The sequence below is a fragment of the Micromonospora sp. RB23 genome (genome assembly GCF_053585025.1).
Genome location: NZ_CM132111.1, coordinates 4554586 through 4574112, shown reverse-complemented (window position 1 = coordinate 4574112; position 19527 = coordinate 4554586). Strand labels below are relative to the sequence as shown.

At 71.0% G+C, this 19527-nt stretch carries 15 protein-coding genes; 8 read left to right on the top strand and 7 right to left on the bottom strand.

The window, feature by feature from the left end; translation table 11 throughout:
• Positions 1-217 precede the first annotated feature (217 nt).
• Both ACTFTM_RS20900 and ACTFTM_RS20895 read left to right on the top strand, forming a co-directional pair.
• Complete coding sequence (locus tag ACTFTM_RS20900; RefSeq protein WP_449562172.1) at positions 218-3091, top strand: immunoglobulin-like domain-containing protein; 2874 nt, start codon at positions 218-220, stop codon at positions 3089-3091.
• A 216-nt stretch (positions 3092-3307) separates the two neighbouring features.
• Positions 3308-3706: a cupin domain-containing protein gene (locus ACTFTM_RS20895; protein WP_449562171.1), complete on the top strand. Its 399-nt coding sequence runs from the start codon at positions 3308-3310 to the stop codon at positions 3704-3706.
• A 579-nt stretch (positions 3707-4285) separates the two neighbouring features.
• Here the strand turns inward: ACTFTM_RS20895 and ACTFTM_RS20890 are convergent.
• Positions 4286-5725 carry an alpha/beta fold hydrolase gene (locus ACTFTM_RS20890; protein WP_449562170.1) on the bottom strand — a complete coding sequence of 480 codons (1440 nt, stop codon included), beginning with the start codon at positions 5723-5725 and terminating at the stop codon, positions 4286-4288.
• A gap of 234 nt (positions 5726-5959) precedes the next feature.
• Between ACTFTM_RS20890 and ACTFTM_RS20885 the strand changes: the two genes are divergently transcribed.
• From ACTFTM_RS20885 to ACTFTM_RS20875, 3 genes are all read left to right on the top strand, one after another.
• Positions 5960-6529, top strand: coding sequence for an RNA polymerase sigma factor (locus ACTFTM_RS20885; protein WP_449562169.1), 570 nt, complete (start codon positions 5960-5962; stop codon positions 6527-6529).
• Complete coding sequence (locus tag ACTFTM_RS20880) at positions 6526-7671, top strand: hypothetical protein (RefSeq protein ID WP_449562168.1); 1146 nt, start codon at positions 6526-6528, stop codon at positions 7669-7671. The genes ACTFTM_RS20885 and ACTFTM_RS20880 overlap by 4 nt, the downstream gene beginning before the upstream one ends.
• Positions 7672-7811: 140 nt before the next feature.
• Complete coding sequence (locus ACTFTM_RS20875) at positions 7812-8228, top strand: DUF7919 family protein (protein ID WP_449562167.1); 417 nt, start codon at positions 7812-7814, stop codon at positions 8226-8228.
• A gap of 11 nt (positions 8229-8239) precedes the next feature.
• Here ACTFTM_RS20875 and ACTFTM_RS20870 read toward each other — a convergent pair whose 3' ends face one another.
• Both ACTFTM_RS20870 and ACTFTM_RS20865 read right to left on the bottom strand, forming a co-directional pair.
• Complete coding sequence (locus ACTFTM_RS20870; protein WP_449562166.1) at positions 8240-8638, bottom strand: hypothetical protein; 399 nt, start codon at positions 8636-8638, stop codon at positions 8240-8242.
• A gap of 205 nt (positions 8639-8843) precedes the next feature.
• On the bottom strand, positions 8844-10508 hold the full coding sequence (locus ACTFTM_RS20865) for an FAD-binding dehydrogenase (RefSeq protein WP_449562165.1): 1665 nt from the start codon (positions 10506-10508) through the stop codon (positions 8844-8846).
• An 18-nt stretch (positions 10509-10526) separates the two neighbouring features.
• Between ACTFTM_RS20865 and ACTFTM_RS20860 the strand changes: the two genes are divergently transcribed.
• On the top strand, positions 10527-10685 hold the full coding sequence (locus ACTFTM_RS20860) for a hypothetical protein (protein WP_449562164.1): 159 nt from the start codon (positions 10527-10529) through the stop codon (positions 10683-10685).
• A gap of 43 nt (positions 10686-10728) precedes the next feature.
• Here the strand turns inward: ACTFTM_RS20860 and ACTFTM_RS20855 are convergent, their stop codons facing one another.
• Positions 10729-11790: an NAD(+)/NADH kinase gene (locus ACTFTM_RS20855; protein WP_449562163.1), complete on the bottom strand. Its 1062-nt coding sequence runs from the start codon at positions 11788-11790 to the stop codon at positions 10729-10731.
• Positions 11791-11978: 188 nt separating this feature from the next.
• Complete coding sequence (locus ACTFTM_RS20850; protein ID WP_449562162.1) at positions 11979-14789, bottom strand: BTAD domain-containing putative transcriptional regulator; 2811 nt, start codon at positions 14787-14789, stop codon at positions 11979-11981.
• Between the two features lie 288 nt (positions 14790-15077).
• Between ACTFTM_RS20850 and ACTFTM_RS20845 the strand changes: the two genes are divergently transcribed.
• Positions 15078-16199, top strand: a complete 1122-nt coding sequence (locus tag ACTFTM_RS20845; RefSeq protein ID WP_449562161.1) for a HesA/MoeB/ThiF family protein — start codon at positions 15078-15080, stop codon at positions 16197-16199.
• A complete protein-coding gene (locus ACTFTM_RS20840; protein ID WP_449562160.1) occupies positions 16196-17371 on the top strand; it encodes a hypothetical protein in 1176 nt (391 codons plus the stop codon). Before ACTFTM_RS20845 ends, ACTFTM_RS20840 begins: the two co-directional genes overlap by 4 nt.
• Positions 17372-17556: 185 nt before the next feature.
• Here the strand turns inward: ACTFTM_RS20840 and ACTFTM_RS20835 are convergent, their stop codons facing one another.
• On the bottom strand, positions 17557-18735 hold the full coding sequence (locus tag ACTFTM_RS20835; RefSeq protein ID WP_449562159.1) for a GDSL-type esterase/lipase family protein: 1179 nt from the start codon (positions 18733-18735) through the stop codon (positions 17557-17559).
• 85 nt (positions 18736-18820) lie between these two features.
• Entirely contained in the window at positions 18821-19390 is a 570-nt protein-coding gene (locus tag ACTFTM_RS20830; RefSeq protein ID WP_449562158.1) for a TetR/AcrR family transcriptional regulator, read from the bottom strand.
• Between the last annotated feature and the right edge of the window lie 137 nt (positions 19391-19527).

The window sequence follows — 19527 nt, the reverse complement described above, 5'->3', positions numbered from 1 at the left end:
TCCGGGTCTCGCCGGGACGCCTCAGGTCCGGACGGATCGCGTTGACTCGACCACATCCCGTAGTTAGCGTTTACACCCTTCGTCCACTTCGGAGCGCGCCGCCACCACCAGGCCGGCCAAGGAGGACCACGTGCGACTGCGACAGCGAAGGTCACGTCCCGGACCGATTCGGCAGGGCAGAGGTGTCGTAGCCCTGACATTGGGTGCACTTCTGGCGGTGCCGATCGGCGCGACACCCTCGCACGCTGCCGAGCAGCGGCTCGATGAGGGTCTGGTGCACCACTTCGCGCTCGACGAGACCAGTGGAACGACCTTGGCCAACTCGGGTAGCGCGGGCTCGGCCGCGAACGCCACCCTGGTGAACCCCGGGAAGGCGAGCCTGACCGGAGACGGAGTCAGGTTCAACCCCGACTCCTACCAGAGCGCCCTCGACGGCGCGTACGTGGCGCTGCCGAACGACATCACCGCCGGCATGTCCAACCTCACCGTCGACTACGACGTGTGGATCGACCCGGCGAACGTCGGCGAGCACCAGATGTGGAGCTTCGGCCGCAAGTCGGGCTCGTGCGACGCCGACACCGGCGCCGAGGGCTCGATCTTCGCGTCGAACACCCAACGGTTCCGCGTCGCGGTGGGTCCGGCGAACCTGCAACAGAACCGGGTCCCCATGCGGGAGGGAGCGTGGACCCATGTCACGTACACCCAGTCGTTGAACCCGGACGGAACGAGCTGGGCCGGCCGGCTCTACCTCGACGGTGTGCCGCACGCGACGTCGACGAACCTGACCACGCCACCGTCGGTGAGCGCTGCCGGAACCAACTGCAACTTCCTCGGTCGCTCGCAGACGTCGGGTCACTACTCGTTCCGCGGGACGATCCGGGACTTCCGGGTCTACGACCGCGCACTGAGTCTCGACGAGACGCTCACCCTGGCGGAGAGGACCGTCTCCGAGGGCGTCCGCGCCGACGCCGCCGCCATCGACCTCGGCCTGACCAGTGCGGTCGTACACGACATCGTTCTGCCCAAGGTGGGCTCCGTGGCCGGGTCGGCCATCACCTGGACGAGTTCGGACCCCTCGGTCGTCGAGGTCCACACCCCGCCCGCTGTCGCCAGCGCCCGCAAGGTCGCGGTGACCGGCACGATCAAACGGCCCGCGCAGGGGCAACCCGACGCGACAGCCACGCTCACGGCGACCGTCCGCAAGGGCGCCCAGGGGGTCACCACACGGGAGATCCCCGTCGTGGTCAAAGCCGAGTTCGACGACGCGCAGGCGGTCGGTCGTGACGCCCTCGACCTGACCCTGCCGGGCACCGATGACGTACGCGGGAACCTGAACCTCCGCGCCAAGGGCGAGTTCGGCTCGACGATCACCTGGCGGTCGACGACCAATCTCGTCACGCCGACGGGCGAGGTGACCCGTCCGGCCTTCGGCCACGAGGACGTCGCCGGCACCTTGACGGCGACCATCACCAGGGGTACGGCCTCGCGGACCAGGTCGTTCCCGGTGACCATCACCGCCATGCCCCGTTCCGAGGAGTACGAGCGGTACTTCATGGGCTACTTCAAGGGCGAGGGAATCGCCGACGGCGAGCAGATCATGTTCGCCACGTCCAACGGGAACACCGCTCTGGACTGGACCGGGCTGACCGGCGGCCGGCCGTCGCTCATCTCGCAGCTGGGCGACCAGGGCCTTCGTGACCCGCACATCGTTCGCTCCCCCGACGGCGACACGTTCTACATGATCGCCACCGACCTCAACTGGTACGACCAGGGCGGATACGCCATCAACGACACCCAGTACATCGAGGTGTTCGAGTCGCACGATCTGGTGGACTGGACCCCTCAGCGGCACGTGCAGGTCGCGCCCGACAACGCGGGTAACGCCTTCGCCCCGGAGTCGCTCTGGGTCGAGGAGATCGGCGCCTACGTCGTGTTCTGGGCCCAGTCGCTGTGGAGCGACCCGGTGAACCGCACCGGCCAGGGCAACGCGCAGATGTGGTACGCCACGACGCGGGACTTCAGGACGTTCTCCGCTCCCCAGGTCTGGCAGGACCCCGCTCCGCTGTCGCGAATCGACACCACCGCGATCCGGGTCGGCGACCACTACTACCGGGTGACCAAGAACGAGGCCGGCAACCAGGGCTCGGACATCTTCTCGGAGAAGCACACCGACTTCCTGGACAGCAACCTCGACAACTGGACGTTGGTCGCGCCGGCGCTGGGACGCACGACGTGGGTCGCCAACCAGGGGTACGAGGGACCGGTCATCTTCACGGCGAACCCCGGCGACACCTCCTGCCCCGGCCAGTTCTACCTCTGGGGCGACCGGTACACGAACGGCGGCGGATACCAGGCCGCGTGCCACGAGAACATCGAGGCCCCGACCTGGAACGCCAAGGCGATCACGATGACCAACGCGGGTGTCGTCCGTCCGCGTCACGGCACGGTGATCCCGCTGACCGTCCGCGAGTGGAACGACATCCGCGGGATCCCGAACACCGACGTCACGACCACCACCGAGGTGGCTGTCGCGCCGTACCCGAGTAAGGCCCAGACGACCCGAGCCACCGCGACGGTCACGGCGGCCGACGGGTTCGAGACCGGCGGTCAGGTGCGGTTCAGCATCGGCTCGTGGTCGACGCTCGCCCACCTCGACGACGGCGTGGCCACTGTCACGCTTCCGGCGGGTCTGCCGGCGGGCACCCGGGCGCTCAAGGCCGAGTACCTCGGCTTCGGCTACCTGAAGGCGTCGGCGGGTACGGCGTCGTTCGAGGTGCCCTCCGGCCCGACCGCCGTCAAGGTCAAGGCGAAGGCCACGCCAGCGTCGGTTGTCCGCGGGGGAACGTTCAGGTTGACCGTGACCGTCGAGCCGGCGGGCGGACCGAAGCATCACGCTCCGACCCCGACCGGCGAGGTCACCGTCACCTTCGGCGGCACCGTGCAGGTCGTACCACTGACGGATGGTGCGGCGGTCGTCGAACTGCGGACCGCCGACCTGCGTCCCGGGACCTATCGGGTCCACGCGGCCTACTCCGGTAACCCGACCTACCGGTCCTACGCCGCCGACTACCAGAAGTTGCGGGTGCGCTAGCCGGCACAGGCGCCCCGGGACGAGCGGGGACGGTCCGCAGCGGGAGCGGGCGAGATCCGTTGATCTCGCCCGCTCGTCGTTCACGGCTCCCGGTCGCCGCCGCCGTGGGGCGCCGACTGGATGGCAGGACGGATGTGAAGCGGGATGCGGCAAGTCCTCGCGCCGATAGAGCCGGAGGATAAACCGCATCGCCGTGACGTCACTACAGTGGCGTCCATGACCGCACGTCCACTTCTTGCCGAGCAGTTCGATCTGCGGCCGCATCCCGAAGGTGGCTGGTTCCGGGAAACCTACCGGTCCGCTGTCACGTTCGAGCCGGACGGCTACCCGGGCAGCCGTGCCGCCGCGACCGCGATCCTCTTCCTCCTCGAACCGGGGGATTCTTCGGCCTGGCACACCGTGCGGTCGGACGAGATCTGGTTCTGGCATTCCGGTGGCCCGCTGGCGCTGACCATCGGCAGGGACAGTGAGCCGACGATCCTGAGCGCCCAGCGCCCGCAGCTCCTCGTGCCGGCAGGCGAGTGGCAGTCCGCGAGACCGGCGGGCGACGAGCACGTTCTCGTCAGCTGCGTGGTGAGTCCGGGCTTCGAGTTCGCCGACTTCCAGATGCCGTGAGCAGCAGTATCCGCCTGGGCGGTGCTCCGCGGCCGCGATCCTCGGGTGCGGACAGTGGCCACCGCGAGGCAAGGGCGACGGTGACGTCGTCGGCCCACCGCACGATGTCCTCGAGCAGCTGGTGCAGCTGCTCCGGCGAGGTCGGGGGCAGGTCGTCGACCACGACCAGGCGGTCGCCGGCCGCGACGGCGTCGGCGACGAGATCGCGTACGGGCGCGTCGTCCCCTCGGCACCAGCGGGCGCCAGATCGAGGAAACCAGCGGCGCAACGCGGTGGTCTTGCCATAACCGGCGGCGGCCGCCACGCAGCAGACTCCCCGCTGGTGACCTGCCCGCAACGGATGCACCGCGCTCCCTCCGGCCGTGCCGCGCGAATCCGGATGAAAGCTCGCCGATCGCCCGTGGATTAAGGTTCACCGGGGACGTCCGGGGAGGCAAGGCCCTGGTCGGTCGCGTACCCGATCCACGGTGTGTCCACCCGGTGATCGCGACGACAAGGTCCTCAACCCTCGGCCGAACGGTGTTCGGCTCGGGTCGCGGTGCTGCTCCGTACCGGATGCGTCCCCACCTGTAATGCGGCCTAGCAGGCCGTGTTGTGCTTCGGCAGGCGCCCGTGCACCAGGTACGCGGTGACCATGCCGGTCAGGCAGGCGTTGGCCAGGCCGCTGAGCAGAGGCACATGTGTCTGCTTGTCCACGGTGACCAGCCGTGAGCCGGTGATGGACCGGGCGGTCGCGATCGAGTTGGCCAGCGGCACCGAGGCGTCGCGCAGCGCGGCGACGACGAGCGCCGCCGGGGCCCGGTTGCTGGCGAGCGGCGGGGTGTTGTCGTGGCTGACCGACCAGAAGGCGCAGGGGTTGAGGTTGGCGATCGACGGGCCGAAGACGGGATAGCGGGTGCCGAGGCGGGCCACGTCGTGGCGGTAGATCGCCAGGTCTCGCGGCCACGCGTTGTCGCCGCAGCGGAAGGCCATGTTGACCGCGGTGTGGTTGTCCGCCGGCACGTCCGGGGTCCCGGGCAGGGGAGCCGGTCGCGGGTCGAGTGGGATCGGCGGCGGGGTGCGGGAGAGGATGGCGGCCAGGTTGGTGGCGACCACCGGCCACAGCTGCTCGAAGTACGTCGCGATGACCGTCAGGGAGCCCAGCTCGCCGGCGGTCCAGGCGTGATCCCCGGCCACGATCGGCTCGATCGCCGCCTCAGCGAAGGATTGGCTCAGGGTTTCCGCGACCTCGGCCGGCGTGGCGCCGAGCCCGAACGCCGCGCTGTTGTCGGCGAGGTACCGGGTGAAGGCGGCGTAGTTCTCCTCGAAGGCCGGGAGCCGCCTCAGCTCGTAGGGGCGCCAGGCGAGGTCGTAGTTGACCGGGCTGTCCAGCACGAACCGGTCGACCCGGTGCGGGAAGAGTGTGCCGTACGCGACGCCGAGCATCGCCGCGTACGAGCCCCCGAGGAAGGAGAGCTTCCGCTCCCCCAGACGTGCCCGGATGACGTCCATGTCGCCGGCGGCCTGTGCGGTCGTGGCGAACGGCAGCGCCCAGCCGGCGTGCCGGGCGCAGGCGCGGGCGTACTCGCGCGCCTCGGCGGCGGTGTCCTTCAGGGATTGATAGGTCGCGGTGCGCACCCAGTAGCCGCCCGGCTCCTCCTCCGGCTGGCCACAGGTGATCGGAGTGCTGCGTTCGACGAAGCGCATGTCGAACCCGACGATGTCGTACCGGGCGAGCACCGCGGGATCGACGACGGCGGCGAGGTTCAGCGGCTCGGGGACGCCGGCGCCACCCGGCCCGCCACCCGTGGTGAACAGCACACCGCGGCGAAGCGCCGGGTCGGTCGCGGGGAGCCGGGAGATCATGATGTCGATCGTCGGGCCGGATGGCCGCGCATGGTCGAGCGGCACCTGGACGATGGCGCAGCGCAGGCGGGTGTCACCAACACCTGGGCAGGCCCGCCACGTGAGGGTCGTCCCGCTGGCCGCCGAGGCTGGGGCGACGGCCATGGTGAGGCAAGCGACAACGACGGCGGCCATCGCGCGCACCCATACCCCCCGAACATTGACTCCTGTGTATCTACGCTGCACACGTTAGGCGCATGTCCCCCACGCCGCAACGTGGCCTGGGTCCGACGCTGACCGGGTCGCAGCCGCTCATGCCGCCGAGGGGCCGCCGTTGGGCGACCGCCTGTCGTCGAAACTCGGCGCCTGAACACTTTCCCGCCTGATCGGCAATGTCAGGGTGGAGCGCGGACTGTGCCGAGGAGGGCCATGGCTTCGGATGCGGATTTGATAGGCCGGTCGCTGGACGGCGATGTCGACGCCTTCGTAGAGGTGGTCGAGCGTCACGAGGCCGCCGTCGGTTCGTACCTCGCTCGCCGGGCGGGGCGGGATGCGGCTGAGGACCTCCTGGGCGAGGTCTGGGTCGCGGCGTTCGAATCGCGGCGATCGTACGACCGGTCGTACAACGATGCGCGGCCCTGGCTGTACGGGGTGGCATTGAATCGCCTGCGGCGCTACTGGCGGTCCCGGCCGGCCGAGGACCTGGTCGCGGACGTGCCGGACGTCACTACCGGGGATCCGTGGTCGGCGGTGGACCTCGGCGTGGACGCCCGTGCGGTGCTCCGGTCGGCCCTGACGCGGCTCAAACCCGAAGAGCGGGAGGTTCTCAGGCTCGTCGCGTGGGAGGACCTGACCGCAGCCGACGCCGCGCGGGCACTCGGCATACCGGCCGGCACCGCGCGGCGGCTGCTGAGCCAGGCCAGGACGGCATTGCGCGACGCCCCGGGGGTGTCCGCGCTTCTGAAGGACCGCAACAGCGCGAAGGAGAGACACCGATGACCGACGAGCTCGATCTGGTCGGTGCGTTGGGCAGCGCGGAACCACTACGCCCCGAGGCGTATCAGCGGGCACGCGCGGTGCTGCGGGCGGCTATGGCCGACCCCGGAACCGTGCGGCCGCTGGGCGCGGGACCAGCGGGGGACACGACTATGGAGGCGACCTCAACCATGGAAACGACGACAACCACGCGGGACCACGAATCCAGCCCGGCGCTTCAGCGCCGCCGAAGGATCGGTATCGCGGGCCGACTGGGCATCGGCGCGGGGGTGGGGGTTGCCGCCGCGGCGGCAGTCGTCGCCGTGGTGCTCAGCTCGTCGGCGACCGGGGGCATGGAGGCCGGCAAGGATTCGCCAGCCGCCACCTCGGGCCCGACCACCGTCGACGGGTCGGCCGAGCGCGCGCCGCTGATGACCCTGGCCGGCTCCATCAAGACGGTCACCCCGGCGGCGGGCGACGCGTGGCTGGTGAAGGCGACACAGGTCCACGGCACCAAGACCATGCAGGTCGTCTACACGCTCTACACCGACGGTCACGCTATCTATACGGGCAACAGCGTGAAGGACATCAAGCGTGCGATCGCCCGTCACCAGGACCAGATGACGGAGGGCGGCTACGCTCCGCTCCTCAAGGCCGCCGCCGCCGCGGCGGACAGCAGCCCGACCGACGGCCGGACCCAGATGCTCAAGGCAGCCAAGGATCCGCTGGTGGGCCTCGACCCCACAGCGCAGAAGACGATGTGGGACAAGCAGCAGGCGAAAGCCCAGGTGATCATCAAGCAGAAGGGCGGCAACGCCAAGCCGAAGCCGTACAGCCCGCAGGCCGTTGAGCGGCACTTCGACAACGCGCTGTGGACGTACAGCACCGAAGCGCTGTCCGCTGGCGACGGCAACACGCAGATCCGAGCCGGTGTGCTGCGTCTGCTGTCCACCATCTCCGCGGTTACCGTTCAGAACTCGACCACCCACGGCAGGGCCACGCTGACGATCACCGCCGGCCCCGAGGTGTTCGGCGGCGAGGGCAGCGAGGTGCTGATCATCGACGCCACGACCGGCATGCTGGTCAAGGACGTCTCCACGGTGCCGGGCCTACCCCTGGCCTCCACGACGTACGAGTCCTCCCGCGTGACGACGGCCGACCTGTAGGCCGGGAACTCCCACCCATCGGCATTCCGGCACACGGGCGTGACGCGCCCGGCGCTCGATGACGGTGCGGGTCGCTCGGAGGCGGCCCGCACCGTCGTTCGTCGTGCGCACGGTCCGTGCCTGACTGCGATGATCGACGCGTGACGTACATCCCGGACCTGGCGCCCTATGACTACTACCCGGGCGCACCGGACGCCGTTGCCGTTGGTTGGCTGGACTCGGGCATGCCCTTCACCGCAGGAGCCTGTCCGCGAGACGTTCGAGACCGCCTGGTGAGGCTCGGCGCTGAGCCGGTACGGCTCATGCGCGGGTACCACTACTGCCAGTTCTGTGCGGCGACGGTCGAGCCTCCGCGCGTGATTCGGGCCGACACGCGGGCCTACGACGCTCCCGATGTTGTGCGCGGGAACGGCGAGATCTGGCTCACCGGAGCGGACGGGACGAACTTCGCCGCACCGGCGCTGATCGGCCACTACGTCGAAGAGCACCGCTACCTGCCACCCGCTGGCTTCATCGAGGCGGTTCGGACCGGTGTTCCCACCCCCGGCGTCGCGTAGTGAGGTCAGCGCTACGCGTCCCGGAACCACCCGATCGCTGGAGCGTTCACGTAGTCGTCCTCATGCTCCGGCGGCCAACGATCGCGCAGAGCAGTCAACGTCTCGGCGGCGGCACCGGCGACAGTGCATGGCGGCGAGTGCAGGCATCCTGGAGAACCCGCAGCCGCGAAGCTGCGATGCATGTCCCATGCTTGCGCCAGTTGCTGGTCAGACAGGCGGTGCAGAACGTAGACGCGAGGGTCGTAGTCCCACGACCCGCCCTCGTCGTCATTGGTCACCATGACGAACCAATATTCGCGACCGCCATGATGGGCGACGCCGGTGATGGGACCGTCATACCAATCGCTGAACCACTCTTTCCGGACCTGGGTCAGCTCAGGCAGGCCAGTGAGGCGCGACGCCGCGTGCACATCGCCGATCGTACTGCCGGGCGCACACACCGCAGCAGATCACTCCGGCCAACAGATAGCGGCGGGGGATGCCGACAGCTGGGGTCGGCGCGGTGTTGGCAGCTGTCCAACGTCGCCGGGTCGAGGCCGCCGGCCGGCGGGAGCGGGTGGATCCGACCCCTTGTCGAGATGGTCCTTGAGGTCGGCGGCCCACTGTACGAGCCGGTCATCCGACGGTGATGGCCACGGCGCGGCCGGCCCGGCGGCCGGAGAAGAGACAGCCGCCCAGGAAGGTGCCTTCCAGCGCGCGGTAGCCGTGCATGCCGCCACCACCGAACCCACTGGCCTCGCCGGCGGCGTAGAGCCCGGGTACCGGCTGGCCGGCGCCGTCCAGCACCCGACCGTCGAGGTCGGTGTGCAGGCCGCCCAGGGTTTTGCGGGTGAGCACGTGCAGGCGTACGGCGATCAGCGGTCCGGCCTTCGGGTCGAGGAACCGGTGTGGCGCCGCGGTCCGCATGAGCCGGTCGCCCCGGTAGTTCCGGAAGTTGCGGATGGCGGCGATCTGCATGTCCTTGGTGAAGCTGTTGGTCAGCTCCCGGTCGCGTGCCTCGATCGTGCGCTGGATGTCGAGCGGGTCCAGCAGAGGCTCGTCCGTGAGCGCGTTCATGCCCTTCACCAACTCGTCCAGCCGGTTGGCCACGACGAAGTCGGCGCCCTGCTGCTTGAACGCCTCCACCGGCGCCGGTGCGCCGCCACGGAGGCGGCCGAGTACCTGTTTGACGCTGCGACCGGTCAGGTCCGGGTTCTGCTCGGAGCCGGAGAGCGCGAACTCCTTCTCGATGATCTTCTGGGTAAGGATGAACCAGCTGTGGTCGTGGCCGGTGGTGCGCAGGTGGGCGAGCGTGCCGAGGGTGTCGAATCCGGGGTAGAGCGGGACCGGCAGCCGTCGTCCGCGCGCATCGAGCCAGACGGACGACGGCCCGGGCAGGATGCGGATGCCGTGCGCGTCCCAGACCGGGTTCCAGTTCTGGATGCCCTCGACGTAGTGCCACATCCGATCGGGGTTGATCACTGCGCCGCCGGCGTCCTGCGCGATGGTCAACATGCGGCCGTCCACGTGGGCGGGCACGCCGCTGATCATGTGGTTGGGCGGCGTGCCGAGCCGTGCCGGCCAGTTGCGGCGGACCAGGTCGTGATTGCCGCCGATGCCGCCAGAGGTGACGATGACGGCCTGCGCGGTGTAGGCGAAGTCGCCGATCTCCTCCCGCGAGCTGGCGGTGCCGCGGGCGGCGTCGCTGGGCTCCAGGACCCGGCCCGTGGCGCCCACCACCGCGCCGTCGCTGACGGTCAGTGCGTCGACCCGGTGTCGGAAGGCGAACCGGACGAGGCCGCGTCCGGCGGCCTCCCGCACGATCGCGATGAAGGGTTCGAGCAGACCCGGTCCGGTACCCCAGGTGACGTGGAAGCGGGGCACCGAGTTGCCGTGTCCGGTGGCGTCGTAGCCTCCGCGTTCGGCCCAGCCGACGATGGGGAACATCTTGACGCCGAGACCCCGCAGCCACGCGCGTTTCTCACCAGCGGCGAAGTCGACGTACGCCTCGGCCCAGCGCCGTGGCCACGCGTCCTCGGGGCGGTCGAAACCGGCGCTGCCCTGCCAGTCCTGCCAGGCGAGTTCGGTCGAGTCGCGGATGCCCATCCGGCGCTGCTCGGGCGAATCGACCAGGAACAGCCCGCCGAAAGACCAGAAAGCCTGGCCGCCGAGACTCTGCTCGGGCTCCTGGTCGAGCAGCAGGACGGACCGGCCAGCGGTGACGAGTTCGGCGGTGGCCACCAGTCCGGCCAGGCCCGCGCCGATCACCATCACGTCCGCGTCCGCTGTCCTGGTGGTCATGCCGGCTCCTTCAGTTCGGTGAGCGGGTGGGTGGGCCCGGCCGTCGAGGGCGGCGACGAGTTCCTCGGCGCCTTCCATCCCCGCGGCCAGCCCGGTCTCGGCAGTCTGCCCGGCCATCTGCGGGAAGACAGTGATGCCGGCCACGCCGCGCAGGATGCTGTCGGCGGGCAGCGGTGAGGTCCCGTGGGATCGTGTCGCAGAAGGTCGTAAGCCGCGTAGCTCAGCCGGGATCGGACCCCTCTGCCGGCAGGTGCAGGTGTTGCAGGTCCTCCGGTACCGGGAGGTCCGGCCGGTAGATCAGCATCGGGGGCTGGCTGTCGGTGTCGGCGCGGGCGGCGGGAGCGTCGGCGAGGGAGAACTGGTCTCGGAGTCGGCCGAAGAAGTCGTCGACGTCGGCGACGATGAGCTTCGCGCGGCGTCGGGCGGGGTAGACGGCGACCCAGTCGCCGGGGTCGAGGATTCCGTGTACGCGTCCGTCGACGACGACGGTGACCTGGCCCGAGCGGGGGAGCACCTGCACGCCCACCGGTTCGTCCGGGGCGGTGACCATGCTGCGGTTGAACGCCATGTGAGGGGCGACCGGGGTGAAGACGAGGGCGTTGAGGCGCGGCGACAGGACCGGTCCGCCTGCGGCGAAGGAGTAGGCGGTGGAGCCGGTCGGTGAGGCGACCATGACGCCGTCGGCGGAGTAGGTGGCGAACAGTCGTCCGGACAGGTACACCGCGACGCTGGTCTGCCGGTCCCGGCCGAGTTTCTCGAAGACGACGTCGTTGAGGGCGCTGAGGCCCAGCGGGACACCCCAGCCCACCTCGTCGGGTGTGCTCGGCCGGGGGAGAGGCGGGACGGCATCGGGACCGCGGCCGTAGCGCAGCAGAGTGCGAAGTTTCGGTGGGACCTGTAGCGGGCGCGACGCCCGCAGGGTGAGCAGCATGCGCTCCTGGATGGGTGCGCGTCCGGTCAGGGCGGCGCCCAGCACCCTCGGCAGGTCCGTCGCGGCGAACGGGGTGAGGAAGCCGACCCGGCCGGCCTTCACGCCGAGAACGGGTGCGTCGGCTTCGACTGCGACGGCCAGTCCGCGCAGGAGAGTTCCGTCGCCGCCGATCGTGACGACGAGCTGAGGTCGCTGCGGCAGGTCGGCCAGCACGTCGGCGGGGCTCTGCTCGTCCTGCCAGACGTCCAGGGTCCGCGCAGCGGCACCGTGCTCAGCGCAGATCCGCGACACCATGTCCGCCGTCTCGGCGGCCTGCGACCTGGTCGGGTGTACGACGACGCCAACGAGCATTCGAACTCCTCCACGCCCTCTCGGCTGTCATCTCATCTGACGCTGAACACTGCGGCATCACCCTACGTACAGGGTTCCGTGGCGAGGCTCGAGGCATCCCGTCATCGCTCGCTCCACGGCAGTTCAGCCATCCGGCGCAGGCACGACGAGACGTCGACCACTCGCGCGCCGCCCTCGTCGAGCACGGACTACGCCGGAGACGGCAGGGCGTCGAGGCGGGCGCGGACCGACTCGCTCGATGGATGGTCGAGGTCGGTGAGGATGCTCAGGGCCTGCTGCCACACGGTCCGCGCGGCGCCCGCGTCCCCCGCGCTGAGGTGGGCGTCACCGAGGTGAGTGAGGGTGTCCGCCTCGTGGGCGCGGTAGCCGAGTTCTCGGAACAGTCCGAGGGCCTCCCGGTAACAGTCGACGGCCCGATCGTGCTGGCCGAGGTGGTGCCGGGCGTGGCCGAGGCTGTCCCAGGTGGCGGCCGTGCCGCCGCGGTCGTTCACCCGGCGCAGGAGGCTGAGCGCGTGTTCGCAGTAGTCGACGGCGGTGGCGTGGTCGCCGAGCAGCGTGTGGCACCAGCCGACAGCGTTGAGCGCGAACGCCTCCCCGCGTTCGTGTCCGGCCGCGCGGTAGAGCAGGACGGCCCGGCGGGCGTGCTCCAGGGCGCTGGGCAGGTCCTCCCGGTGCTCGTGCAGATAGGCGAAGAGGCGGTGGATGAATGCCTGCCCGGTCGTGTCGTCGCTGCCCACATAGAGGTCGAGGGCGTGGTGCAGGTGCTCCTGCGCGTCGTCGAGCCGCTGCAACCGCAGGTCGGTGTGGGCGAGGCTGAGGTGGGCGCCGGCACGCGCGGCCGGGATGCCGAGCCGGTCCGCGCACTCCAGCGCGATCCGCCAGGCGACGGCGCGGTCGTACCAGTACCCACGGCGTTCCAGGTACGTGTCGAGGGCCCAGGCGAGCTGCCAGGCCCCCCGGTCGAGGCCGGACGCGGCGGCGAGGCGCAGCGTGGCGAGCAGGGCGGCGCGCTCGGCGTGGAACCAGGCCGTCGCCTGACCCGGGTCCGCCAGGTGCTCCGACGTGTCGGCGGCCGGCGGCGGGTCGAGCGGGAGCGGAATGGGATCCCGTTGGGCGTGCACGAGCCGGTTCGCGGCGTGCGCGGCGTGCGTGTAGTGGCCGACCAGGCGCGACCGCGCGGTCCGCCCGTCGTCGGGGGCAACCTCCTCGGCGGCGTACGCGCGCAGGAGGTCGTGCAGGGCGTACCGGCCGGGTGCCGGTTCGGCGACCAGGTTGGCGCGGACCAGTTCGGCCAGCAGGCGGCGGGTGGGGGTCAGCGGTTGCCCGGCGAGGCTCGCCACGGCGTGCGCGCCCACGTCCGGGCCCGGGTGCAGGCTCATCAGGTGGAACAGCCGCCGCGCGTCGGCGCTCAGCGCAGCCTCGGACCAGGAGAAGACGGCGCGTACCCGGGTGGTCGGGTCGCCGGCGTCGAGGGCGTCGAGGCGGCCGTGCACGTCGTCGAGTTCGGCGGCGATCGCGGTCAGCGGGAACGCGGTCTGCTGCGCGCGAGCGCAGACGATGGCGAGGGCGAGCGGCAGCCGCGCGCAGGCCGCGATGATCTGCTGCACGGCGGCCGGCTCGGCGGCCACCCGGTCGACGCCCAGGCGGCGGGCCAGCAGGAGCCGGGCCTCGTCGGGGTCGAGGACGTCGACGGCGAGCGGGTGGGCGCCGTGCACGGTCACCAGGGGAGCGAGCCGGTCGCGGCTGGTGACCACGGTGGCCGACGTGGGTGCGCCGGGCAGCAGGAGCCGTACCTGATCGGCGTCGCGGGCGTTGTCGAGCACGACGAGGATCCGCTTACCGGCCAGCAGGCTGCGGTAGCGCGCCGCCTGCACGTCCGGGTCGGCGGGAATCCGCTCGGGCGGCAGGCCGAGGGATTCGAGTAGGCCGCGCAGCGCGGCGGCCGGCCGGACCGGCACCCCGCCGGGGTCGAAGCCGCGAAGGTCGGCGTAGAGCTGGCCGTCGGGAAACCGGTGCGCCATCTGGTGCGCCCAGTGCACGGCCAGGGTGGTCTTGCCGACGCCGGCAGTGCCGGAGATCACCGCGAGCACGCCGCCGGTCGCCACCCCTGTCGGCTCGGCCAGCAGCTTGTCGAGGCCGGCCAGGGCGTCGGTGCGCCCCACAAAGCCGCGGACGTCCGTGGGCAGCTCCGCCGGCACGGGGGCCGGCGTACCGGCGGCCGGCGCGGCCCGGGGTTGCGGGGAACTGCCCTGCAACAGCGCCTGGTGGAGCATCTGGAGGGTCGGTTCCGGGTCGACGCCGAGCGCTTCGGCCAGCCGGGTCCGTAGTGCGGCGTACTCCCGCAGCGCGTCGGCGGTGCGCCCGAGCGCGTGCTGGGCCCGCATCAGCGCGGCGGTGAGCGACTCCACGAGCGGGTGTTCCGCCGCCAGCTCGGCCAGCAGCCCGATGGTGACGGCCGGGTTGTGCGCACCCAGCTCGGCATCCGCCCACGCCACCACGGCGTCCAGGTGCTCCCGGGTCCAGCTCTCCCGCATCCGGGCGGCCCAGTCCCCGGCGATGCCGGCCAGCGGTACGCCCTGCCGGAGCCCGATCGCCGCGCGCAGGGTGGCCAGCCGTTCCCGGTCGTCACCGGTGTCCCCGGCGCGCAGCAACAGCCGACGGAACCGGTGCAGGTCGACCAGTTCCTCGTCGATCTCCAGCACGTACCCGCCGGAGCGGTGAACCAGCGTCGGCGCGTCGGCGTCACCAGCCGCCTCGCGTAACACCTGCCGGATCCGGGTGACGTGCGCCCGCAGGCTGCCCCGTGCGTCGGCGGGGGCCTGCTCGCCCCATACCCGGTCGACCAGCGCGGCCTGTTCGACGACCCGGCCCGCGTCGACCAGCAACGCCGCCAACACCGCCCGCTGTCGCGGCGGCCCCGGGTCGACCGGTCGTGCCCCGGCGAGGACCTGCACCGGGCCGAGCAGCCGGTATCCGACCGCTTCGGCCCGCCCGTTCACCACGAGACCCGCACAGCATCAGCCACCTTCGGCGTCGCAACGATTCCACAACGTAACGGCCCATCGTCGGTTGCCATTCTCTTCGTGCCCGACCGCAACGGCATCACGGGGGTCCGGAGGCGGTCGGTCGAGCCGAGGGAGGGAGGCAGCCATGAAGATCGTCGTTCGCGCCGTGGAGTCGGTGAAGACCACGCAGTACCCCGATTCCTGATCACGCCCGGTGGGCGGCCGTCGTTCGCCGGCGGTCGCCCACCCCGGTGAAACCATCCTCGGACCCGGAGGTTTGTCATGCGTGTCGGCCTCAAACCCTGCGAGTGGGAGCGCGTCGGCGACAGTCTGGTCGTTGTCTGCGACCCGAGCCGCTCGGTGCAGCTCGACGACCCGGACGGCCAGGTGGAACGCCTGCTCACCGTGCTGTCCGACCAGCCGGGAACGCTCGCCGAGCTACGCGCCGCCCTGACCGCCGGCGGGGTCGAGGTGAGCACCGACGACCTCGGCGGCGCGCTGGACGCGCTCGACGACCTACGGTTGCTGCGGGACGTCGACCGGCACGTCGACCGCGCCCGGGCCGGCCGGGACTTCAGCAACCTCGCCTTCTTCGAGCTGTACGCGACGCTGGAGACCAGCGAGGCCGACCTGCAACGGCGGGTGCGCGACGCCCACGTCCTGCAACTGGGTACGGGCGGGCTCGGCTCCAACGTGCTGCAGAACCTGGCCGGCCTCGGCGTCGGCAGGCTCACGCTGGTGGACGCCGACGAGGTGGAGCCGCGCAACCTTGCCCGGCAGTTCCTGTACCGGGAGGCGGACCTCGGCACCACGAAGGTCGACCGCGCCGCTGACTGGGTGCGCTCCTTCCACTCCGGCATCACCGTCGAGGCGGTACGCCGCTGGATCGCCGGCCCCGACGACATCGCGGACCTGCTGCCCGGCGTCGACCTGGTGGTGTCCGGCGTCGACCAGGGCGAACGGATCGACAACTGGGTCAACGAGGCGTGCCTGCGCGCCGGGGTGCCCTGGGTCCGGGGCGGCATGGTCGGCTCCCAGCTCATCTACTTCTCCGTCGACCCGGGCCGTAGTGCCTGCTACGACTGCCGGGTCCGCGCCTACGGCGACGGCCGGGACGTCCAGGCGTCGGTGCTGGAGCCGGCCGCGATGACCGCGCAACGGCTCAGCGCCCGCATCTCCCGCCTCAACCGGGCCAACGGGCCGTCGGCCGCGCTGGTCGGGTCCCTCGTGGCGTTCGAGGCGCTGCGCTACCTGACCGGCTACGAACCGCCGTACGCGGCGGGCGCCGAGGTGCTGGTGGACCTCTCCGCCGGCTGCCGACCCAGCCGCGAGCCGTGGCCGCGCGACCCGGACTGCCGCACGTGCGCGATGGCCGGCGCTCGCACCGCCGCCACCGCGTCATGACCGACGCGACGAGCACCGTGCGGCTGCGCCCGCTGACGGTCGTCGAGGAGGGCACGGACGTCCTCGTCGGCGACCCGGAACGGGGCGCCTACGTCGCGATGCCCGCGGTCGGTGGTGTCGTCATCCGGGCGCTGCTGGACGGCGCCCCGCTCGCCGAGGCCGCCGAGCGGGGCGAGGCGTTCGCGGGCGAGCCGGTGGACCTGGACGACTTCGTCGCCGTCCTTACCGAACTGGGGTTCGTGGACAGCGACGAGGTGCCCGCGCCGGTGCCGACCGCCGCCGTGCAGCAACGCTCGTGGACCGCCGGCCCGCCGGCGGCACTGGTCCGGCCGCTGTTCTCCCGGGTGGCGTGGGTGATCTACGCCGCCGCCGCGATCGGGGTGGTGGCGTGCCTTCTGGTACGCCCGGACCTCTGGCCCCGGCCGGCCGACCTCCTGCTCACTGACGATGTCGGCACCAGCCTGCTGATCATGCTGCCGGTCACGTACGCCCTGGTCGCCGTGCACGAGGCGTGGCACTGGCTGGCCGCGCGCGCACTGGACCTGCGGACCCGCTTCGGTATCGACCGGCGGCTGTTCTTCCTGGTCTTCGAGACCGACCTGTCGCAACTGTGGAGCGTGCCGCGTCGCCAGCGCTATGGCCCACAGCTCGCCGGCCTGGCCGTCGACATGGTGCTCCTCGCGGCGCTGCTGGCCGGGCAGGTCGTCCTCGGGCCGGTACGTCCCCTCCCGGCGCTGGTCTTCGTCCTGGTGGCCAGCACGCTCTGGCAGTGCATGATCTTCCTACGTACCGACCTGTACGCCGTCCTGGTCACCGCGATCGGCTGTCGCGATCTGTGGCGGGTCAAGTCCCTGCTGCTGCGGCGGGCCTTCCGCCGGCTCGACGAGCGGCAGCGGGCCGAGCTGGACCGGGCCGACCCGCACGACGTGCGGGTGGGCATCTGGTTCCGCTGGGTGTGGCTCGCCGGGTGCCTGCTCGCCGCCGGCTACTTCGTGCTGTTCTACCTGCCGCTGCTGCGCTACGTCGCCGGATGGGCGGCCGACGGGTTCGCCGCCGGGCCGGGCAGCGCGAGGCTGTGGTGGGGGCTGGTGACCGCCCTGCTGGTCTACGCGCCGATCGTGGTGACGCTGGTGCTGGCCGTCCGGGCGGTACGCACCCGAGCGGGTCGGTGAGCCGCCGCGCCACCGAGCCCTTCGACGCCTCCCTGCTGCGGTGACCTGCGGCAGCGCGGTGCTGACACCGCGTGCCTGCGGAGGGAAAACTCGTCGTGCCGGGTGACAACCCGCACGTCAGCCACGATTCGAGGGCATACGGCCACCTGCCGGTGGAGCTGTTGGTCGGCGCGCGCGAGAAGCGGTCAGCCGGTCTTGGTGGCGAAGGGGCCGCCGGCGCCGAACGCGAGCCGCGCGAAGTTCTCGGCGATACGGCGATGTCCGGCGGGGTCGGGGTGCACCCCGTCGGGAAGGGGGAGTTCGGCGTAGTCCGCCTCGCCGTACAGGTCACGTCCGTCGAGGTAGTGCAGGTTCGGGTCATCGGCCGAGCGCTGTTCGACGATCCGGGCGAGTTCGTCACGGATGACGTTGAGGGTCAGCCGTCCGGCGCTGCGTTCGGCCGGATCGCCCGTGGCCTTGAACCGCAGTGTCCCGCCCTGGAAGTCCGGCACGAGAGGACCGGGCGTGTCCTCTTGAACCGGGCACAGGATGGCGGACACGACGAGCAGTGGCGTGGTCGGGTGCCCTTCGCGGACAGTGTCGAGGAAGCCGTGGACCGCAGGGGTGAAGGCGCGGAGACGCATCACGTCGCTGTTGACGATGTTGATGCCGATCTTGATGCTGATCAGGTCCGTAGGGATGTCCCGCATGGTGCGGGCGGTGAACGGGTCGAGCAGCGCGCTCCCGCCGAACCCCAGGTTGACCAACTGGACGCCGCCCTCGGCAGCGGCCAGGGCTGGCCAGATGGCGGTGGGATGACCGGCGTTCGAGCCGTGGCTGATGGAACTGCCGTGGTGCAGCCACGTCCTGCTTCCGTTGGATGGGGTCTGCTCGACGGGCGCGTCGGTGCGCAGCGCGATCAACTCGGTGATCTCCGTGTGGGGAAGCCAGATTTCGACGTCCTTCGCACCCTCCGGCAGACCCGCGAAGCGGGCGGTGCCGGCCGGCCCTTCAGCCAGCACAGAGGTTTGGAGGAACATGTCGGTAACCGTCCGGACGTTGCCTTCGGGCACCGAGGCCTGTGCGGCCAGGCGGCCGTTGATCAGCAGGTCGTAGACGCCGTCCGGTGGGGCCGGGAAGCCTTGGTAGACCCGCTTGGTGGGCAGCGTGTCCAGTTCGATGGCGGTGGCCCGGGTACGGAAGGCCAGCCGTACGCCGGATGGCTGTGCCTCGGCCATCGCCAGTTGGTCGTCGGGGATCTGCTGGCGCGCCCGTTCGGTCAGCCGATGCGGCAGTAGACCCCGCGCGGTCGCCTCCAGATCGACAGCGCCGCGCACGAGGCCGGCGCTGATCGGAGTGGTGGTCCACTGGTGTTCGGTGGGCATTGCCGCACAGCCTCTCGATCGAGATATCGATGTTCATCGGCGCGCCGCGCTACGAACCGCCGGCGGTGGTGCGGCCGTTGTCGGGTCAGCGGGTGCTGCGGTTGCGTAACACCGCGTCGAGCGAATCCACGATCCATTCCCAGGATTCCAGCGCGTTGGGAGCGCTGTGCTCGAAACCACCGGCTAGCTCCAAGCTGACGTAGCCGTGGAAGACGCTGCCCAGCATCCGGACCGCGTGGGTCGCGTCCGGCTCGTTCAACCCGTAACCCCGCAAGATCGCCCGAGCCATCTGCGCGTGTCGGACACCGGCACTGGCGGCCGCCGTTTCCGGACCGAGCCGGAGCCGGGCGGCGGCGTAGCGGCCCGGGTGCTCCCTGGCGTAGTCGCGGTAAGCGTCGGCGAACGCGGCTAGAGCGTCCCTGCCGGCCCGACCGGCGACGGCATCAGCGACGCGGTCGGCGAGTTCCTCAAGCGCGAACAGCGCGATGCGGATCCTGAGGTCCTGTGAGTTCTTCAGGTGCGAGTACAGGCTCGGGACCTTGACGTCGAATCGCCGAGCGAGCGCCGAGACGGTGACCTGGTCGAAGCCGACCTCGTCGGCCAGTTCCGCTCCCGCTCGGGTCAGACGCTCCGGCGTCAGTCCTGGTCTGTCCATCAGCCCTCCTGTTTGCCTACAGTCATTATGCTACTGCCTAATACCTATAGGCAAATCCGCTCGTGGGCGTGAGCTGAGGCGACGTTCCGCTTGGTCGCGTGCGCGTCAGCGCTCCGGCTCGCCGGGTGAGCCTCAGT